19 protein-coding genes, 1 tRNA gene and 2 pseudogenes are annotated in these 17,607 nt (G+C 65.3%); 18 read left to right on the forward strand and 4 right to left on the reverse strand.

The window, feature by feature from the left end; all coding sequences use genetic code 11:
- Position 1 precedes the first annotated feature (1 nt).
- The 16 genes and pseudogenes from KIO76_RS09530 to KIO76_RS31730 all read left to right on the forward strand — a co-directional run.
- Positions 2-463 carry a ribbon-helix-helix domain-containing protein gene (locus KIO76_RS09530; RefSeq protein ID WP_213322934.1) on the forward strand — a complete coding sequence of 154 codons (462 nt, stop codon included), beginning with the start codon at positions 2-4 and terminating at the stop codon, positions 461-463.
- A 145-nt stretch (positions 464-608) separates the two neighbouring features.
- Positions 609-1,592 (forward strand): P-type conjugative transfer ATPase TrbB, encoded by a 984-nt coding sequence (gene trbB, locus KIO76_RS09535; RefSeq protein ID WP_213322936.1) that lies wholly within the window; start codon positions 609-611, stop codon positions 1,590-1,592.
- Between the two features lie 101 nt (positions 1,593-1,693).
- On the forward strand, positions 1,694-1,972 hold the full coding sequence (locus tag KIO76_RS09540; RefSeq protein WP_249729824.1) for a TrbC/VirB2 family type IV secretion system protein: 279 nt from the start codon (positions 1,694-1,696) through the stop codon (positions 1,970-1,972).
- A complete protein-coding gene (locus KIO76_RS09545; RefSeq protein WP_213322938.1) occupies positions 1,972-2,253 on the forward strand; it encodes a VirB3 family type IV secretion system protein in 282 nt (93 codons plus the stop codon). The genes KIO76_RS09540 and KIO76_RS09545 overlap by 1 nt, the downstream gene beginning before the upstream one ends.
- A gap of 14 nt (positions 2,254-2,267) precedes the next feature.
- Positions 2,268-4,723 (forward strand): annotated as a pseudogene (gene trbE, locus KIO76_RS09550) (conjugal transfer protein TrbE).
- Positions 4,720-5,484 carry a P-type conjugative transfer protein TrbJ gene (gene trbJ, locus KIO76_RS09555; protein ID WP_213322940.1) on the forward strand — a complete coding sequence of 255 codons (765 nt, stop codon included), beginning with the start codon at positions 4,720-4,722 and terminating at the stop codon, positions 5,482-5,484. Before trbE ends, trbJ begins: the two are co-directional and overlap by 4 nt.
- Before the next feature lie 10 nt (positions 5,485-5,494).
- The gene (gene trbK-alt / locus KIO76_RS09560; protein WP_213322942.1) at positions 5,495-5,785 is read left to right on the forward strand and encodes a putative entry exclusion protein TrbK-alt; all 291 of its coding nucleotides are present in this window, start codon (positions 5,495-5,497) and stop codon (positions 5,783-5,785) included.
- A 3-nt stretch (positions 5,786-5,788) separates the two neighbouring features.
- The gene (trbL, locus tag KIO76_RS09565) at positions 5,789-7,102 is read left to right on the forward strand and encodes a P-type conjugative transfer protein TrbL (RefSeq protein WP_213322944.1); all 1,314 of its coding nucleotides are present in this window, start codon (positions 5,789-5,791) and stop codon (positions 7,100-7,102) included.
- Positions 7,099-7,788, forward strand: a complete 690-nt coding sequence (trbF, locus tag KIO76_RS09570) for a conjugal transfer protein TrbF (protein ID WP_213322946.1) — start codon at positions 7,099-7,101, stop codon at positions 7,786-7,788. Before trbL ends, trbF begins: the two co-directional genes overlap by 4 nt.
- On the forward strand, positions 7,785-8,738 hold the full coding sequence (trbG, locus tag KIO76_RS09575) for a P-type conjugative transfer protein TrbG (protein ID WP_213322948.1): 954 nt from the start codon (positions 7,785-7,787) through the stop codon (positions 8,736-8,738). The genes trbF and trbG overlap by 4 nt, the downstream gene beginning before the upstream one ends.
- On the forward strand, positions 8,738-9,901 hold the full coding sequence (locus KIO76_RS09580) for a TraB/TrbI/VirB10 family type IV secretion system protein (RefSeq protein ID WP_213322950.1): 1,164 nt from the start codon (positions 8,738-8,740) through the stop codon (positions 9,899-9,901). The genes trbG and KIO76_RS09580 overlap by 1 nt, the downstream gene beginning before the upstream one ends.
- A gap of 2 nt (positions 9,902-9,903) precedes the next feature.
- Entirely contained in the window at positions 9,904-10,125 is a 222-nt protein-coding gene (locus tag KIO76_RS09585; RefSeq protein ID WP_213322952.1) for a DUF2274 domain-containing protein, read from the forward strand.
- Positions 10,126-10,271: 146 nt separating this feature from the next.
- Complete coding sequence (locus KIO76_RS09590; protein ID WP_213325374.1) at positions 10,272-10,589, forward strand: hypothetical protein; 318 nt, start codon at positions 10,272-10,274, stop codon at positions 10,587-10,589.
- Positions 10,586-10,939 (forward strand): toxin-antitoxin system TumE family protein, encoded by a 354-nt coding sequence (locus tag KIO76_RS09595; protein WP_213322954.1) that lies wholly within the window; start codon positions 10,586-10,588, stop codon positions 10,937-10,939. Before KIO76_RS09590 ends, KIO76_RS09595 begins: the two co-directional genes overlap by 4 nt.
- On the forward strand, positions 10,936-11,334 hold the full coding sequence (locus tag KIO76_RS09600) for an HVO_A0114 family putative DNA-binding protein (RefSeq protein WP_213322956.1): 399 nt from the start codon (positions 10,936-10,938) through the stop codon (positions 11,332-11,334). The genes KIO76_RS09595 and KIO76_RS09600 overlap by 4 nt, the downstream gene beginning before the upstream one ends.
- Positions 11,331-12,989: pseudogene (locus KIO76_RS31730) on the forward strand (recombinase family protein); the annotation flags it as partial. The gene KIO76_RS09600 and the pseudogene KIO76_RS31730, both read left to right, overlap by 4 nt.
- On the opposite strand, the gene KIO76_RS09610 reads toward KIO76_RS31730, so the two are convergent.
- Positions 12,963-13,039, reverse strand: a tRNA-Arg gene (locus KIO76_RS09610). The pseudogene KIO76_RS31730 and the gene KIO76_RS09610 sit on opposite strands and share 27 nt — an antisense overlap.
- Before the next feature lie 244 nt (positions 13,040-13,283).
- Here KIO76_RS09610 and KIO76_RS09615 point away from each other — a divergent pair.
- Complete coding sequence (locus KIO76_RS09615; RefSeq protein ID WP_213322958.1) at positions 13,284-13,727, forward strand: PPC domain-containing DNA-binding protein; 444 nt, start codon at positions 13,284-13,286, stop codon at positions 13,725-13,727.
- Positions 13,728-13,737: 10 nt separating this feature from the next.
- Here KIO76_RS09615 and KIO76_RS09620 read toward each other — a convergent pair whose 3' ends face one another.
- Positions 13,738-14,055: a plasmid stabilization protein gene (locus KIO76_RS09620; RefSeq protein WP_213322960.1), complete on the reverse strand. Its 318-nt coding sequence runs from the start codon at positions 14,053-14,055 to the stop codon at positions 13,738-13,740.
- Between the two features lie 257 nt (positions 14,056-14,312).
- Here KIO76_RS09620 and dapE point away from each other — a divergent pair, with 257 nt between their 5' ends.
- Positions 14,313-15,509: a succinyl-diaminopimelate desuccinylase gene (gene dapE / locus KIO76_RS09625; RefSeq protein WP_213325182.1), complete on the forward strand. Its 1,197-nt coding sequence runs from the start codon at positions 14,313-14,315 to the stop codon at positions 15,507-15,509.
- 40 nt (positions 15,510-15,549) lie between these two features.
- Here dapE and truA read toward each other — a convergent pair whose 3' ends face one another.
- Both truA and fmt read right to left on the reverse strand, forming a co-directional pair.
- Positions 15,550-16,290, reverse strand: coding sequence for a tRNA pseudouridine(38-40) synthase TruA (gene truA / locus KIO76_RS09630; RefSeq protein WP_213322962.1), 741 nt, complete (start codon positions 16,288-16,290; stop codon positions 15,550-15,552).
- A 1-nt stretch (position 16,291) separates the two neighbouring features.
- Positions 16,292-17,224, reverse strand: a complete 933-nt coding sequence (fmt, locus tag KIO76_RS09635) for a methionyl-tRNA formyltransferase (RefSeq protein ID WP_213322964.1) — start codon at positions 17,222-17,224, stop codon at positions 16,292-16,294.
- Positions 17,225-17,607 lie beyond the last annotated feature (383 nt).

Here is a 17,607-nt window from a genome sequence, read left to right on the forward strand (position 1 = left end):
CATGACCACCCGAACCCGCATGAACGTCTATTTCGACCCGGAATTGCTCGCCCAGGTCGAGGCGCTGGCGCTGCGCCGGCAAGTGTCGAAATCCGCCATCATCGAGGCGGCCGTCGCGTCCTTCCTGTCCGGTGACGCATCGGATCGACTGGAGGCGGCCATGTCGCGCCGCCTCGACAAGATCGGCCGCGAGATCCACGCGCTCGACGAGGATCTTGCCGTGCTCGGCGAAACCGTCTCGCTGTTCGTCAACATCTGGCTCGCTTCCACGCCGACGCTGCCGGAGAGTGCCCAGGCTGCCGCCCGCGCGAAAGGAGCGGAGAGGTTCGAGGGCTTCATGCAGATGCTCGGCAAGCGTCTGGCGACCGGCGACGGCTTCCTGAAAGAGCTTTCGCGCGACGTTGATTCGCTTCGCGACAATCCAGCGCAAGAACAGTTCGAGGCGGATGGCGGCGAAGCCTGAGTTTTCAAACCATCCTATTCGCCGCCGATGGCCGCCGATCACCGCACCCACTTCGATACTTGTTGAATCAGCCTGATTTCAGGCTCCTTTAATCGACCCCGTTGCGGGGACCGTCTGTCGCGCCCCGCCTGGAATCGGGGCGGATATGACCACCACACACCATAAGCCGGAAGCGATGCAGCGCGGCGCGCGCATGTTGCGCACCGCGCTCGGCCCGGCCATCGCCCGGTTTCTGGAAGACCCGGTCGTGGTCGAAGTGATGTTGAATCCAGACGGCCGTATCTGGATCGACCGGCTTTCCGAAGGGCTGGCCGACACGGGCGAAACCATGTCGCCGGCCGATGGCGAACGCATTGTTCGCCTTGTCGCCCATCATGTCGGCGCGGAGGTTCATGCCCGCAGCCCCCGCGTCTCGGCCGAACTGCCGGGAACAGGCGAGCGGTTCGAGGGGCTGTTACCGCCTGTCGTCGAAGCTCCGGCCTTCGCCATCCGCAAACCCGCCGTCGCAGTGTTCACGCTCGAGGACTATGTGGCGGCCGGCATTATGTCCGCCGACCAAGCGGAAACGCTGCGCGCCGCCGTCGCATCGCGCGCGAACATCCTTGTCGCGGGCGGCACATCCACCGGCAAGACGACGCTGACCAATGCGCTGCTCGCCGAAGTGGCGAAGGGCGCGGATCGCGTCGTCATCATTGAGGACACGCGCGAGCTGCAATGCCGCGCGGAAAATCTCGTTGCCATGCGGACGAAAGACGGCGTGGCGACGCTTTCCGATCTTGTGCGTTCGTCGCTGCGCCTGCGTCCCGACCGCATCCCCATTGGCGAGGTGCGCGGCGCAGAAGCCCTCGACCTTCTCAAAGCCTGGGGCACCGGCCATCCGGGCGGCATCGGCACTATCCACGCGGGCACGGGCATCGGCGCGCTGCGCCGCCTCGAACAGCTCATCCAAGAGGCTGTCGTCACCGTCCCGCGCGCCCTGATCGCGGAAACCATCGACCTTGTTGCCGTCCTTTCCGGTCGCGGTTCCGTGCGCCGGCTGGCCGAACTCGCCCGCGTCCAAGGGCTGCGGCCGGACGGCGATTACCGCATCACCCCCGCAATCCCCACCAGCACAGGAGAATCAGAATGAAGCCATCCGTCTTCAACACGAACATGGTCAATCAGGTCGAGCCGCCGGCCCGCTCCATCCTGCGCGATCACGTCAAGTATCTCGCCAGTTCGACCGCGATCATGACCATCATGGCGATGGCGGCGACGCCCGCCCATGCGTCCGGCTCGTCGATGCCGTGGGAACAGCCGCTTCAGCAAATCCTGCAATCCATCGAGGGACCGGTTTCCAAGGTGGTGGCCGTTATTATCATCATCGTGACCGGCCTCACGCTCGCCTTCGGCGACACCAGCGGCGGCTTCCGTCGTCTCATCCAGATCGTGTTCGGCCTCAGCATCGCGTTTGCGGCCAGCTCGTTCTTCCTCAGCTTCTTCAGCTTCGGCGGCGGGGCGCTCGTTTGATGGCGGGCGCGTTCGAGCAACTGGACACGGTGCCGGGCTTCACGGTCCCGGTCCATCGCGCGCTGACCGAGCATATTTTGCTCGGCGGCGCACCGCGTTCCATCGCCATCATGAACGGGACGCTGGCCGGGGCCGTGGGCCTTGGCCTGCGCCTCTGGCTGGTCGGCATCGCGATCTGGGCCATCGGCCATGTCGCAGCCGTGTGGGCCGCCAAGCGCGATCCCCAATTCGTCGAAGTCGGCCGGCGCCATCTGCGCCTCCCGGCTTTTCTCGCGGTCTGAGGGAGGCCACGCCCATGATGAACCTCGCCGAATATCGCCGCACCGCCGCCCGCCTTGCCGATTTCCTGCCCTGGGCCGCTCTGGTGGGCCCCGGCGTCGTCGTGAACAAGGACGGCTCTTTCCAGCGCACGGCGCGCTTCCGCGGCCCCGATCTCGATAGTGCCGTCGCGGCCGAGCTGGTTGCCGTCGCCGGCCGCATCAACAACGCCTTCCGCCGTCTCGGCTCCGGCTGGGCGATTTTCGTGGAAGCGCAGCGCAGCGCAGCCGCGACCTATCCCGACAGCACCTTTCCCGATCCGGCATCCGGGCTGCTTGATGCCGAACGCAAGGCCGCGTTCGAGGAAGCGGGCACGCATTTCGTGTCGGGCTATTTCCTGACCTTCCTCTACATGCCGCCGGCCGAGGAAGCCGCCCGCGCCGAGACATGGCTTTACGAGGGCCGCGAGCAATCGGGCGTCGATCCCCATGAAGTCATGCGCGGTTTCATCGACCGCACCGACCGCGTGTTGGCATTGCTCGACGGCTTCATGCCGGAATGTGCGTGGCTTGACGATAGCGAGACGCTGACCTTCCTTCATTCCTGCGTCTCGACGAAACGCCATCGCGTCCGCGTGCCGGAGACGCCGATTTATCTCGACGCGCTGCTCACGGACGTCCGCTGACCGGCGGGCTGGAGCCGCGCCTTGGCGACCAGAATCTCCGCGTCCTGACCGTCATCGGATTTCCGACCGCGACGACGCCCGGCCTGCTCGACGATTTGAACCGGCTGGCCTTCCCGTATCGCTGGAGCACGCGCGCGGTCCTGCTCGACAAGACCGACGCGACTAAGCTGCTCACGAAGATCAGGCGGCAATGGTTCGCCAAGCGCAAAAGCATCGCCGCGATCCTGAAAGAAGTCATGACGAACGAGGCGTCCGCCCTCGTCGATACGGATGCCGCCAACAAGGCCGCCGACGCCGACATGGCCTTGCAGGAGCTTGGGGCGGACGTGGCGGGCATGGCCTACGTAACCGCGACCATCACGGTTTGGGATGCCGATCCCCGGATAGCCGACGAGAAATTGCGGCTCGCCGAAAAGGTCATCCAGGGCCGCGACTTCACCGCCATGGTGGAGACGGTCAACGCCGTTGACGCATGGCTTGGCAGCTTGCCCGGCCACGCCTACGCGAACGTCCGGCAGCCGCCCATAAGCACCTTGAATCTCGCCCACATGATCCCGCTTTCAGCGGTGTGGGCGGGGCCGGAACGGGACGAGCATTTCGGTGCGCCGCCTCTGCTTTATGCAAAGACCGAAGGCTCCACCCCGTTCCGGTTTTCCCTCCATGTCGGCGACGTTGGCCACACCCTCGTCGTCGGTCCCACAGGCGCGGGCAAGAGCGTGCTGCTCGCTGTCATGGCCTTGCAGTTCCGCCGCTATGCTCGCAGTCAGGTCTTCGCCTTCGATTTCGGCGGCAGCATCCGCGCGGCGTCGCTCGCCATGGGCGGCGACTGGCACGACCTGGGCGGTGGGCTGACCGAAGGTTCGGAGGTTTCCGTATCGCTCCAGCCGCTCGCCCGGATCGACGACACCTATGAACGCGCCTGGGCCGCCGACTGGATCGTGGCGATCCTCATGCGCGAAGGCATCGCGATCACGCCGGAGGTGAAGGAATATATCTGGACGGCCCTGACTTCGCTCGCGTCCGCGCCGGTCGGGGAACGCACCATCACCGGCCTTGCGGTGCTCCTGCAATCCAACGACCTGAAACAAGCCCTTCGACCGTATTGCGTCGGCGGTCCCTATGGCCGGTTGCTCGACGCCGAGGCCGAGCACCTGGGCGCGGCGTACGTGCAGGCGTTCGAGATCGAGGGGCTTGTCGGCACCGGAGCCGCGCCCGCCGTGCTGGCCTACCTGTTTCATCGCATTGGCGACAGGCTCGACGGGCGGCCGACGCTTCTCATCATAGATGAAGGCTGGCTTGCGCTCGACGACGAGGGGTTCGCCGGCCAGCTCCGCGAATGGCTGAAGACGCTCAGGAAAAAGAATGCGTCCGTCATCTTCGCCACGCAAAGCCTGTCCGACATCGACAATTCGCCGATAGCGCCGGCCATCATCGAAAGCTGCCCGACGCGGCTGTTGCTCCCCAACGAACGCGCCATCGAGCCACAGATCACCGAGATTTACAGAAGGTTCGGCCTCAATGATCGGCAGATAGAAATCCTCGCGCGGGCGACGCCGAAGCGGGATTACTACTGCCAGTCGAGGCGCGGGAATCGCCTGTTCGAGCTGGGCCTGTCCGAAATCGGCCTCGCGCTCTGCGCCGCATCTTCCAAATCCGACCAGACGCTCATTGCGCAGATCGTCGCCGAGCACGGCCGCGACGGCTTCCTCGCGGCCTGGCTCGCGGCCCGCGATGTCGGCTGGGCCGTCGATCTTCTCCCCAGCTTCCCGACGCTCATCCCCGAAACCGAAAAGGAGTTCCAACCATGACCATTCGTCGTTTCCGCTCGCGTGCCGTTTTCATGGCGGCTTCCATGCTCGCCGCGCCGCTGGCGCTCGCGCCCGTGTTCGCCACGCCCGCGCATGCCATCATCGTGTTCGACCCGTCGAACTATGCGCAAAACGTGCTGACCGCTGCGCGCTCGCTGGAGCAGATCACCCACCAGATCACGTCGCTCCAGAACGAAGCACAGATGCTCATCAATCAGGCCCGCAATCTGGCGAGCCTGCCATATTCGGCGCTCCAGCAGATTCAGCAATCGGTTCAAAAAACGCAGCAGCTTTTGAACCAGGCGCAGAACATCGCCTTCAATGTCCAACAGATCGACCAGGTGTTTCAGCAGCAATACGGCAACGCATCCATATCGGCGAGCAACCAGCAACTCGTCGCCGACGCCCGCGCCCGCTGGAAAAACACGGTCGGCGGCTTGCAGGACGCCATGCGCGTTCAAGCCGGTGTCGTCGGAAACATCGACAGCAACCGCACGCAAATGTCGGAGCTTGTCGGCCGAAGCCAGTCGGCGACCGGCGCGCTCCAGGCGACGCAGGCCGGCAACCAGATTCTCGCACTCCAGTCGCAGCAGCTTTCCGACCTTGTGGCGCTTCTTGCCGCCAACGGCCGGGCGGGCGCGCTGACCGAAGCCGAACGGACGGCGGCGGCCGAACAGGGGCGCGAGCAGCGCCGCCGCTTCCTCACGCCCGGCAGCAGCTACACGCCCGGCAACGCCCAGATGTTCAACAGCGGCAATTAGGGGCGCAGCCATGGACGCTAAGATGCTGGCCCGGCTGGGTGCTATCGTGTTCGTCGCCATCGCCATCACGGCGACGGCCATCGAAATGGCCCGCAAGGAGGACGCGCCGGCATCGCCGCCGCGTCTTCTCCAGCCCGACCGCGACCCGCTGCGCGACGGGCAGCGCCGGTGCCAGCAGCTTGGCCAGCAGGCCGCCAGCGACGTGGAATGCCTGCGCGTATGGTCCGAAACCCGCGACCGTTTTCTCGGCCGGACACGCGCGCCGGCCGCACCCGCTTCCAACTCCGGCGAAGGGCGTTAACGTATGGGCGGCGCTGGCGTCATCGACAATTTTCTCGGCACCTTCACCCGCTACATCGACAGCGGGTTCGGCCTTCTCGGCGGCGAGGTCGCTTTCATTGCGACCACGCTCATCGTCATCGACGTGACGCTCGCCGCGCTGTTCTGGAGCTGGAGCGCGGACGACGACATCGTTGCGCGGCTCGTCAAGAAGACGCTGTTCGTCGGCGTCTTCGCCTATCTCATCGGCAACTGGAACAACCTTGCGAAGATTGTTTTCGACAGCTTCGTCGGGTTGGGGCTGAAAGCATCCGGCACGGGATTCACCGCGCAGGATTTGATGCGGCCCGGCAAGGTGGCGCAAACCGGCCTCGACGCTGCCCGCCCGCTGCTCGACTCCATATCCGACCTTATGGGCTGGGTCGCGTTCTTCGAGAACTTCATTCAGATCGCGTGCCTATTGTTCGCCTGGGCGCTCGTCATCCTGGCGTTCTTCATCCTCGCCATCCAGCTTTTCGTGACGCTGATCGAGTTCAAGCTGTCCACGCTGGCCGGCTTCGTCCTGATCCCGTTCGGCCTGTTCGGCAAGACCGCCTTCATGGCCGAGAAGGTCATGGGGAACGTCATTTCGTCCGGCATCAAGGTTCTGGTGCTCGCCGTCATCGTCGGCATCGGCTCGACCCTGTTCTCGCAGTTCACGCAGGGCTTCGGTGGCCAGACGCCGAGCATCGACGACGCCATGGCCGTCGTGCTCGCCGCGTTGTCGCTCGTCGGGCTGGGCATCTTCGGACCCGGCATCGCATCCGGCCTTGTCAGCGGAGGCCCGCAACTCGGCGCGGGCGCGGCGGTCGGCACCGGGCTTGCCGTTGGCGGCGCGGCACTGGCCACAGGCGGCGCGGCCGGATTTGCAGCGAAGGCAGGCGCAGCCGCCGTGCGCGGTGGTGCAACCGCAGCCGGCGCAGCATCCGCCGCCTATAGCCTTGGCTCGTTCGGAAATTCCGGTGCGGCAAGCGTCGCGTCCGGCCTGGGCGGCGTCGCGCGTGCCGCAGGCAGCGCGGCCACGTCACCGCTGCGCCGGGCAGCGGCAAGCGTCAAATCCAGCTTCTCCGAAGGCGTGAAGGCCGGGTTCGGCGCGACGGGCGGCACACCGCCCGCAGGTTCGGCCGACAGCTCGTCAGCATCCGCGCCTGCCGCTGGCGCATCGCCCGGCTGGGTGCAGCGGATGCGCCAGGGCGGCCACACGGCCCACGCGGTTCAGACAGCCGCGCATGCCGTCCGCTCCGGCGACAGCCACGCCTCCGGTTCTTCCGTCAACCTCTCTGAAAGCGACCGCACATGAGCATCTTCAAGCGACCCGCCGTGCATTACGGCAAGACCCCACAACCCGAAACGCCCTATCAGAAGACTGCACAGATTTGGGACGAGCGCATAGGCTCGGCCCGTATCCAGGCACACAACTGGCGCTATATGGCGTTCGGCTCCCTGATCCTGTCGGCCGGCTTCGCGTCCGCCCTTGTCTGGCAGACCGCGCGCGGGACCGTCGTGCCCTGGGTGGTGCAGGTTGACCGGCTCGGCCAGGCGCAGGCCATCGCGCCGGCCACCGCAGACTATCGCCCGACCGACCCGCAAGTGGCGTGGCACCTTGCCCGCTTCATCGAGCAGGTCAGGAGCATCCCGTCCGACCCCATCATTGTCCGCCAGAACTGGCTTCGCGCCTATGAGTGGACGACGGATCGCGGCGCGGCGGCGCTCAACGACTATGCCCGCGCGAACGACCCGTTCACGAAAGTCGGCAAGCAACAGGTTTCCATCGAGGTTTCGAGCGTCATTCGCGCTTCGCCGGATAGCTTCCGCGTGGCCTGGACCGAGCAGCACTATGAAGACGGCAAGCTCGCCAGGACCGAGCGATGGACCGCGATCCTGACCATCGTGATTCAGCCGCCGCGCGATGCCGACCGGCTCAAATCCAATCCGCTCGGAATCTACGTCAACGCAATTTCCTGGTCGCGGGAGATGAGCCAATGAGAGCAGCCATCCCCACGCTCGCCGTTGCGCCCGTCCTGCTATCGGCGACCATGCTTGCCGGTTGCGCGACCTACAAGCCGCCGCAGATCAGCTATGACGCTAACGTGCCGCCGTTGCCGGCGATCCCCGCGGCCGTCACCGACGACCGGCCGCGGCCGATCCATATCCCGCCCGCCTGGACCGTCGCGCGCGGCGGCCAGACCGCGAGCACAGCGGCGGGCCGCGTCGAGAACGCCAACGCCGCCGCTCGCGTGCAGCCGCGCCGCGAAGGCTATTACAACGCCATCCAGATTTATCCGTGGAGCGAAGGCGCGCTCTATCAGGTCTATGCCGCGCCCGGCCAGATCACCGACATTGCGCTAGAGCCGGGCGAGAGTCTGACCGGCGCGGGGTCGATTGCGGCCGGCGATACGGCCCGCTGGATTATTGGCGACACGGAATCCGGTTCGGGCATCACGCGCCGCGTCCATATCCTTGTGAAGCCGTCCCGGCCGGACATTACGACCAATCTTGTCGTGACCACCGACCGGCGCGTTTACATGCTGGAGCTGCGATCCGGCGAGAAGCCCTATATGCCTTCCGTCGCCTGGGCCTATCCGCAGCCACCAGCGAGCCAGCGCCAAGCCGTGCCTGCCACGCCGATTATTCCGGCCGTCGCCGCGCGCAACTATCGCTACGGCCTGACCGGCGATAATCCGGCGTGGAAGCCCGTCGCTGTCTATGATGACGGCAGGCGCGTCTATGTCGAGTTTCCGCGCGGCATCGTGCAGGGCGAAATGCCGCCGATCTTCGTGCTTGGCGCAGATGGCGAGGCACAGATCGTCAATAGCCGCATCCACCAAAACATCCTGATCGTGGACCGCCTGTTCGGCGCGGCCGAACTGCGCCTTGGCGGCGGCAAGCAGCAACAGACCGTCAGGATTGTCCGCACCGACGGGAGACCATCGTAATGACCGACGCTGAAACCAACGCCGCACCGATGCGGCTTCGTGCGGAAGCCCCGCGCGTCACTCGTCTGTCGCGCAAGGTGCTGGCCAGCGCCGCCGCCGTGGCGCTTGTCGGGATCGGCGGGACGCTGATCTATGCGCTCCAGACCCGCACGGGCGGCAATGGCGGCCAGGAGCTTTACTCGACTTCCAACCGCCAGCCCGCCGATGGGCTTGCCGGCCTGCCGCGCGACTATACCGGCCCAGTCCTGGGGCCTCCGCTCCCCGGCGACCTTGGCCGCCCGATCCTCGACGCGCAGAACAGGGGCCAGCCCGTCGCACCGCCGACGATCGCGACGCCGACCGTCGATCGCGCCGAGGAACGCCGGCTTGCCGAAGAAGAAGCCGCGCGCGTCAGTCGCGTCTTTTTCCAGACCGAGGCCCGCACCGGCAGCCCGGCAGCCGTTTTGCCGTCCGGTTCGACGACGCTGGGGATTCCCGGCCTCGACCTTGCCGGGCTTGCAGGGCAGCCCGGCCAACAGAGCGCACAGGACAAGCAGCTTGCTTTCCTCAATGCGCCCGTGGACCGCCGCACCACGTCGGCGGATCGTGTCATGGCTCCGGCATCGCCCTTCGTGCTCCAGGCCGGGGCCGTGATCGCGGCCGCGCTCATCACCGGCATCCGTTCCGATCTTCCGGGGCAGATCACGGCGCAAGTGACCGAGAACATCTATGACAGCCCGACCGGCCGCATCCTGCTCGTGCCGCAGGGCACGCGGATCATCGGCCAGTATGACAACGCCGTTCAGTTCGGCCAGCGCCGCGTGCTGCTCGTCTGGAATCGGCTCATCCTGCCGAACGGCCGCTCGCTCGTTCTGGAGCGCCAGCCCGGCGCGGATAGCCAGGGCTATGCCGGGCTTGAGGATGGCGTCGATTATCACTGGTGGGATTTGGCCAAGGCCGCCGGCCTTTCGACGCTGCTTTCGGTCGGAGCCGAGCTTGCCGTTGACGACGACGACAGGCTGTTGCGCGCCATCCGAAACGGCGGTCAGGACACCATCAACGACGCTGGCCAGCAGATCATCCGTCGTCAGCTCAATGTCGCGCCGACGCTCACCATCCGGCCGGGCTTCCCCGTCCGCGTCATCGTCACCCGAGACCTTGTGCTCGAACCCTACAGAGGTTGACCATGGCAAAGCTGAAACTCGGTGTGATCCCTGACGACAAGCCCGCGAAGATCACGCTGGAGTTGCCCGCGCCGCTCCATCGCGATCTTGTCGCATATGCCGAAATCCTGGCCCGCGAGACGGGCCAGCCCGCTACCGATCCCATGAAGTTGATTGTGCCGATGCTCGAAAGATTCATCGCCTCGGATCGCGGCTTCGCAAAAGCCCGGCGCTCGGCCGGCTAACGCACTGGCGGCGGTCGACAGCAGGGGTGCCGCCAGAACGACAGCGCGAATGCGGCACGCTACAGGCCGCCGACACCCCTCCATGCTTCGCCTAATTCCGGGGCTTTCAGCCGTCCGGAATCTCGCAGCGAACCACGGAGGATTTCATGCGCAAGAAACGTCATCGCGACGTTAGAGGCCGACCGCGTCGGGTCGCCCCGGAAACGCTTCCCAAAGACCTTTACGACTATGAGGACGATCCCTTGCCAACTGGCGGCAGGCGGCGAGGCAACACGCCGCTTCTCGGCCCAAACGGCAAGGAAATGCGCGTCACCGACGACTGGCCCGACTACGTTCCCGTCACCGAGGCCGAGATTGACGTGTTCGAGCGTTGGTTCGGCGATGTTTTCGACGAGCTGCTTAGCCCAGAAAGGGCACGAAACGGCTTGCATATCTTATCAGAAATTGATAAGAAAAAGCCATGAGCGAGGATCGCGATCCGAACCTCGACACGCTTCTGGACCTCGACGGCCAGGTACTCGTTGTCGATCCCAAAGGCGGCCATTGGGTGAAGTTCGTCGTCACCCGCGTTCCGGCGTCACGGGAGAAGCCGCACGGCCTTGATTACTCGCTCACGCTTCACGGGCCTTCGGGCGAACGGCTGGTCGGCTTCGATAACGCCCATCCGGTCGGCCGAGGCGGGCGCGGCGAGCCGATGGACCATCGGCATCGCCTCCAGACCGTGAAGCCTTACGCCTACGAGGATGCGGCCATGCTGCTGGCCGACTTCTGGCAGGCGGTGGACGCGGTGTTGAAGGAGCGAGGCGTAATATGACCACCTTGAAAGTCGGGATTGCCGACTATGAAGAAATGAAGGCCCGCACCATGCGGATTGCCAAGGGCGAGGAAAAGCCCGCGCCCGGCGACCCGAAGGTGTGGTTCCCGTCCACGGAGTCTTTCGCCAAGGTTCTGTCGGCCGGAAATCGCGAATTGCTTCGCGTCATCGCCGAGAAGGCCCCGGCCTCGCTGGAGGAACTGTCGGAGATCACTGGACGAGCCATATCCAACCTGTCGCGCACCATGAAGACGATGGAGAGCTATGGCCTTGTCCGTCTGGAAAAAGGTCAGGGCCGCCGCCTTGCACCGAAGGTCGTCCATGATCGTGTGGAACTGGCATTGCCTCTTATCGATCGCGCCGAATCCATGAAGGCTTTGGGAGGCCGCTCATGAACATTCACAGCCCCAATGTAGCTACCTTGCGCGCCGCGCTCTATCTTCGCGTCTCGACCGCCCGGCAGGCCGAGCATGACATTTCCATTCCCGATCAGAAGCGGCAGGGCGAAGCCTATTGCGAGGCGCGCGGCTATCAGCTTGTCGAAACATTCGTGGAACCGGGCAATAGCGCCACAAACGACCGCCGCCCGGAGTTCCAGCGGATGATAGAGGCTGCCACGGCCAAGCCTCCCGCATTCGATGTTGTCGTGGTCCACAGCTTCTCGCGCTTCTTCCGCGATGAATTTGAAATGGAGTTCTACTATCGGAAGCTGGCGAAGAACGGCGTCAAGCTCGTCTCCATCACCCAGGAGCTTGGCGACGATCCGATCCACGACATGATGCGGCGGATCATGTCCTTGTTCGATGAATATCAATCCAAGGAGAACGCCAAGCACGTCCTGCGCGCCATGAACGAGAACGCCCGGCAAGGCTTCTGGAACGGCGCACGGCCGCCTATCGGCTATCGCATCGTCGCGGCCGAGCAGCGGGGAGCGAAGATCAAGAAGAAGCTGGAGATCGACCCGCTGCACGCCGATACCGTGCGAATGATCTATCGCCTATTCCTTGAAGGCGACGGCACGGCCGGCGCGATGGGCGTCAAAGCCATCGCCACCTATCTCAACGAGCGCCGTATGTTCACCCGCGACGGTGGACGGTGGGGGCTGGCGCAAATCCATGCCATCCTGACCCGAACCACCTATATCGGCGAGCACAGGTTCAATACGCGCTCGCACAAGGACCGTGAGAAAAAGCCGGAGAACGAGGTCGCCATCATGGCGGTGCCGCCTTTGATCGAGCGCGAGACGTTCGATGCGGTGCAGGCCCGCTTGAAATCCCGCAACCCCATGGTGACGCCCTCGCGCGTCTCCAGCGGCCCCACGCTGCTGACCGGCATCTGCTTCTGCGCCAAGTGTGGGGGCGCAATGACGCTGCGCACCGGCCGAGGCAGCGCTGGCGGCACATATCGCTACTACACCTGCTCGACCAAGGCGCGGCAAGGCAAGACCGGCTGCAAGGGCCGCACGATCCCGATGGACAAGCTGGACCATCTTGTTGCCGATCATATCGGGGATCGCCTGCTCTTGCCCAAGCGGCTGGAAACCATCCTCGCCAGCGTCATTGACCGGCGGCAGGAGCGCACCGAGCGTCGTCGTGAGCACTTGGCCGAGCTTCAAAGGCGAATCACCGAAACCGATCAGCGACTCGGACGTCTCTTTGACGCCATCGAAGCCGGCATGGTGGACAAGGACGATGCAATGGCGAAAGAGCGCATGGCGAGCCTCAAGGCGCTGCGGGATCAAGCAGCCGCCGACGCCGAGCGCACGCAACTCGCGCTGGATAGTTCGGGCAATCAGGGCATCACCCCCGACATGCTCAAGGGGTTCGCCCTTAAGGCCCGTGAACGGATCAAGCTCAACGATGGCGGCTATCGGCGGGACCACCTGCGCGCGCTGGCACAGCGCGTCGAGGTCGCGGACGACGAGGTCCGCATCATGGGATCGAGGTCGGAATTGCTGCGAACGCTGGTCGCCGCTTCAAGCGTAGAAACGGCGGCGTTCGGCGTTCATAGTTCTGTTCTGAAATGGCGCGCCCGGCACGATTCGAACGTGCGACCTTTGCCTTCGGAGGGCAACGCTCTATCCAGCTGAGCTACGGGCGCCTTCAGGTTGCGGGGCATCACCCGCGACTTGGTAAGGTGGCCGCAACCTAGCTCAGCCATGGCATCTCTGTAAATGGGCTTTGTCGCAAATCGTCACCCGGTGGGAACAAGCGCCCTATGGCGCTGTTCCCCCTGTGGATTGCGGCACCAACGCGGCGAGCGGCCCGGAGAGTTCATGCGGAGGGTTGCGCGAAGACGGGGAGGAGCGTGGTGCTAGCGTGAGGCCGGCGCCTCAGGAGGAGCGATGAAGAGCCAATTGCTCAACAATGCGGACGGACAGAGAATATTTGTGGTCGTGCTCGAGCAAGGCGACGAGGCGATGGCGTGCATCGAGCGCTTTGCCGCCGAGAACAGCCTCTCTGCCGCCCAGGTCACCGCGATAGGTGCCTTTAGGAAGGCTAAGCTCCAGTACTTCGATTGGGACAGCAAGGCCTACCTGGATATTCCTGTGGACGAGCAGGCGGAGGTCGCGTCTCTCATAGGGGACATCGCTCTTTCTCCCGAGGGCAAGCCCGCGCTTCATCTCCACGCAGTCCTCGGCCTACGCGACGGGCGCGCGGTTGCCGGGCATTTCGCATCCGGCTCTGTCCGGCCGACGCTGGAGGTCATGATAAGCGAGGCTCCGCGCCATTTGCAGAAAGCCTTCGATCCGCAATCGGGCCTCGCTCTCATCAAACCGCAGCCTTAAGCCACTCTCGCTAGTGCGCTCGCTGTTCAGCCGCGTTACGTTTGCGTGTCGCTGCTGCCTTCTTGGCGGAGGCGGAACGCTCAGCCGGGCTGCGCGCGGCCGCGGCCTTGCCGCCGAGCTTCCCGCCTTTCTTGGCAGCCACGTGCGTGTCCGGCTTTCCGCGGCCGGAGCCGCTTTTATTGCCGCCTCCGCTTTCCGCGTTGACAGTAGCCCAGGCACGCCGCTCAGCCTCTTTCTCGCCGACGCCACGGCTTTCGTAGCTTTCCTCGATATGTTCGGCCTTGCGCTTCTGCTTGTCGGTATAGGCGGATTTATCGCCGCGTGGCATGGCATTCTCCCTAGATACCGTGATCTTCCCGAAGAACCGTCCTTGCGCTCCGCTGTTCCCTGTCTGCGCCTTATTTGTCGGGGATTGTTCCGTGAGATGTGACGCGGTGCACAGCAAGCAACGTTGGGGCGCGCCATCATGTCGGTCTATCATGGGATACCCGCGATCGGTTGAATCGCGCCTCCCTCAGCCCACGGGGCCAGTCGTCCATGTCGCCATTTGAGCTTCCCCGCACCAGCGAACAACTTCCCGAAGCGATGCATCCCGTTTCTGACCCGCCACCGGCGGAACTGTCCCCAGCGGTTGCTCTCGCGCTGGATCTGATCCGTTGCCGATCTGTGACGCCCGACGAGGGCGGGGCGCTAGCCCTGCTCGACCAGAAACTGTCCGAGGTCGGCTTTGCGACGCATCGGCTCACCTTCACGGCCCCTGACACGCCGGATGTGGAAAATCTCTACGCACGCTACGGCCGCGAAGCGCCGTTTCTCCTCTTCGCGGGTCATACGGATGTGGTGCCGCCCGGCGACGAGGCCCATTGGCGTCACGATCCCTTCGCCGGTGTGATCGAGGACGGGCGTATCTTCGGTCGCGGTGCCTCAGACATGAAGGGCGGCGTGGCCGCTATGGTCGCGGCATCGCTCGCCTTCATCAGGGCCAATCCGCGCTTTCCGGGATCCATCGGCTTTCTGTTGACGGGCGACGAGGAAGGACCCGCCATCAATGGCACTGTGAAGCTGTTGGAATGGGTGAAGAACGAGCTTGGCGACAAGTTCGACCACTGCATCCTGGCTGAGCCCACCAATCCGGAAGCACTGGGCGACATGATCAAGATCGGCCGGCGGGGCTCCCTCTCCGGCCGTATCGTACTGGCGGGCAAACAGGGCCATGTCGCCTATCCGCAACTGGCAGATAACCCGATCCAATATCTCGGTGCGCTGATCGCCGCTCTGAAGGATAAACCTCTGGATGGGGGAACCGAACATTTCGCCCCATCAAATCTGGAATTCACGACGATCGACGTTGCCAACCCTTCCGGAAATGTTATTCCGGCAGAGGTGCGGCTTGCCTTCAACATTCGTTTCAACGACCGCTGGACGCCGGAGACCCTGGCTGACGAAATCCGCGATCGCATTGCAGCCGCGGACCTCGGCGAACGTGCCAGCGTCACGTTCCTGCCGACCAATGCCACCGCCTTCGTGACGGAGCCCGGCCCGTTGGTTTCGGCCCTGTCACGGGCTATCGAGGCGGAAACGGGTTTGAAGCCGGTCTTGTCGACGACCGGCGGCACGTCGGACGCGCGCTTCATCAAGGACTATTGCTCCGTTGTGGAGTTCGGCCTTGTCGGGCAGACGATGCACCAGGTCGACGAAAACGTGGCGGTTGCCGATATCGACGCGTTGACGTCGATCTTCCGCCGCGTGCTTCAGGACTATTTCCCGCCGTCGTCCCGATAGTCCTGCGTGGTTGGTCCCAACTTGGTCGGAGCGCCGCGCCTCAGGGATAATCGACGCCGATGAGATAGAGCCCTGTCGCGGGTGCCATGGGGCCGCAGGCGGAGCGTTGCCGGGCGGCGAGGGCTTCCGCGACCTGGGTGACCGGCCATTGCCGGGCGCCGACGCGCTCCAGCGTGCCGACCATTGAGCGCACCTGGTGATGGAGGAAGGAGCGTGCCGCGGCGAAGACGCGGATCTCGTCGCCGATCCGCTCCACATCGAGCCGGTCGAGCGTGCGGATGGGGCTCTTGGCCTGGCAATCGGCCGCGCGGAAGGTCGTGAAATCGTGCCGGCCGAGCAGCGTCTGGGCCGCGGCGTGCATGGCCTCGGCATCGAGGGACCGCGGCACGTGCCAGACCCGGCCGATCTCGATGGCTGGCGGCGGGCGGCGGTTGAGGATGCGATAGAGGTAGTGGCGCTTGACCGCTGAATGACGGGCATCGAAGCCCGCGTCCACCGCCTCGGCGGAGAGGATGGCCACGGGCTCGGGCTTCAGATGGGCATTGGTGGCGTCGCGCACGGTGTCCACGCGCCATGTCTTGTCGAGATCGACATGGACGACCTGATGGGTGGCGTGCACGCCGGCGTCGGTGCGGCCGGCACATTGCACGCGCACCGCGTGGCCGGCGAAGCGCGCGATCGCCTCCTCGACGGCCTGCTGCACGGCGCGGCCGTTGTCCTGCCACTGCCAGCCGCAATAGGCGCGGCCGTCATATTCCACGACGAGCTTGTAGCGCGGCATCTCAGGCGAGCACCGCGCCGGGCGCAAGCCGCGCACCGCGCAGGAAAGCGTCGGCGTTCATCACGCCCTTGCCGGCGCGCTGCACCTGCAGCAGGCGCAGGGCGCCTTCGCCGCAGGCCACGGTGAACTCCCCGTCCAGCAGCGTGCCCGGCGCGCCCTGTCCCTCGGCAGGCGCGCTGCGCAGGGCGCGCACGCGCTCGGGGCTCTTACCGAGATCGACCTCGAAGAAGGCGCTGGGGAAGGGCGAGAGGCCACGGATCTGGTTGTGCAATTCGCCGGCCGGCCGCGCCCAGTCGATGCGGGCCTCATCGTTGGTGATCTTCCTGGCGTAGGTCACACCGTCTTCCGGCTGCGGCACAAAGCTCAGCGCGCCGCGGGAGAGCGCGGCGAGCGCCCGCGCCATCAGGTCGGCGCCAAGGCGCGACAGGCTGTCGTGCAGCTCGCCGGCGGTGGTTTGCGGACCAATGGCGACGCGCTCCACCATGGCGACGGGCCCGGTGTCGAGCCCTTCCTCCATCTTCATCACGGCGACACCCGTCTCCGCGTCGCCCGCCATGATCGCGCGCTGGATGGGGGCCGCGCCGCGCCAACGCGGCAGCAGCGACGCATGCAGGTTCAGGCAGCCGAGTTCCGGCGCCTCCAGGATCGCCTTGGGCAGGAGCATGCCATAAGCCACCACCACGGCGGCCTCGGCATCGAGGGAGGCGAAGGTCTCCGCCGCCTCGTCCGTGCGCAGGGTCTTCGGCGTGAAGACCGGGATGCCGAAGCGCTCCGCCATGGCATGGACGGGGGAGGGGCGCTCGGCGAGCCCCCGCCCGCTCTGCGCAGGCGCCCGGGTGTATACCGCGACGACCTCATGCCCCTGGCCGATGATCTCGGCGAGAACCGGCACGGCAAAATCAGGGGTGCCCATGAAGACGATGCGCAGCGACATTGGGTTCAACTCGATTGGGACGGACCTGATGGTCTTGCTTCAGGAACAAGGGCTCAGGCGCGTTGTAGCCGGAACAGCCCGGCTATGGAAAGGGGAGGCGGCGCGATGGTCTTTTCGCAGGCCGATGATTGGCGCGGCCGCCACCAACCTCACCGTTCGATCCCTCCCCTCCAGGGGAGGGGGCGCCGCAGGCGCCGGGTGGGGTTTCGGCTCACCGTGGCAGAGGGGCGGGCCCCACCCGACCTCGCTGACGCGAGGCCACCCTCCCCGGAGGGGAGGGATCAGGGCGCGCGCATGCAGGCCAGTGCTTCGTCCGGGATACGGCATCGGATGCCGGATCTTTCATCCGCTTGACATACTCCCATGGAGTATAATAGTGCCGT

Source organism: Chelatococcus sp. YT9, assembly GCF_018398315.1.
Classification (GTDB): domain Bacteria; phylum Pseudomonadota; class Alphaproteobacteria; order Rhizobiales; family Beijerinckiaceae; genus Chelatococcus.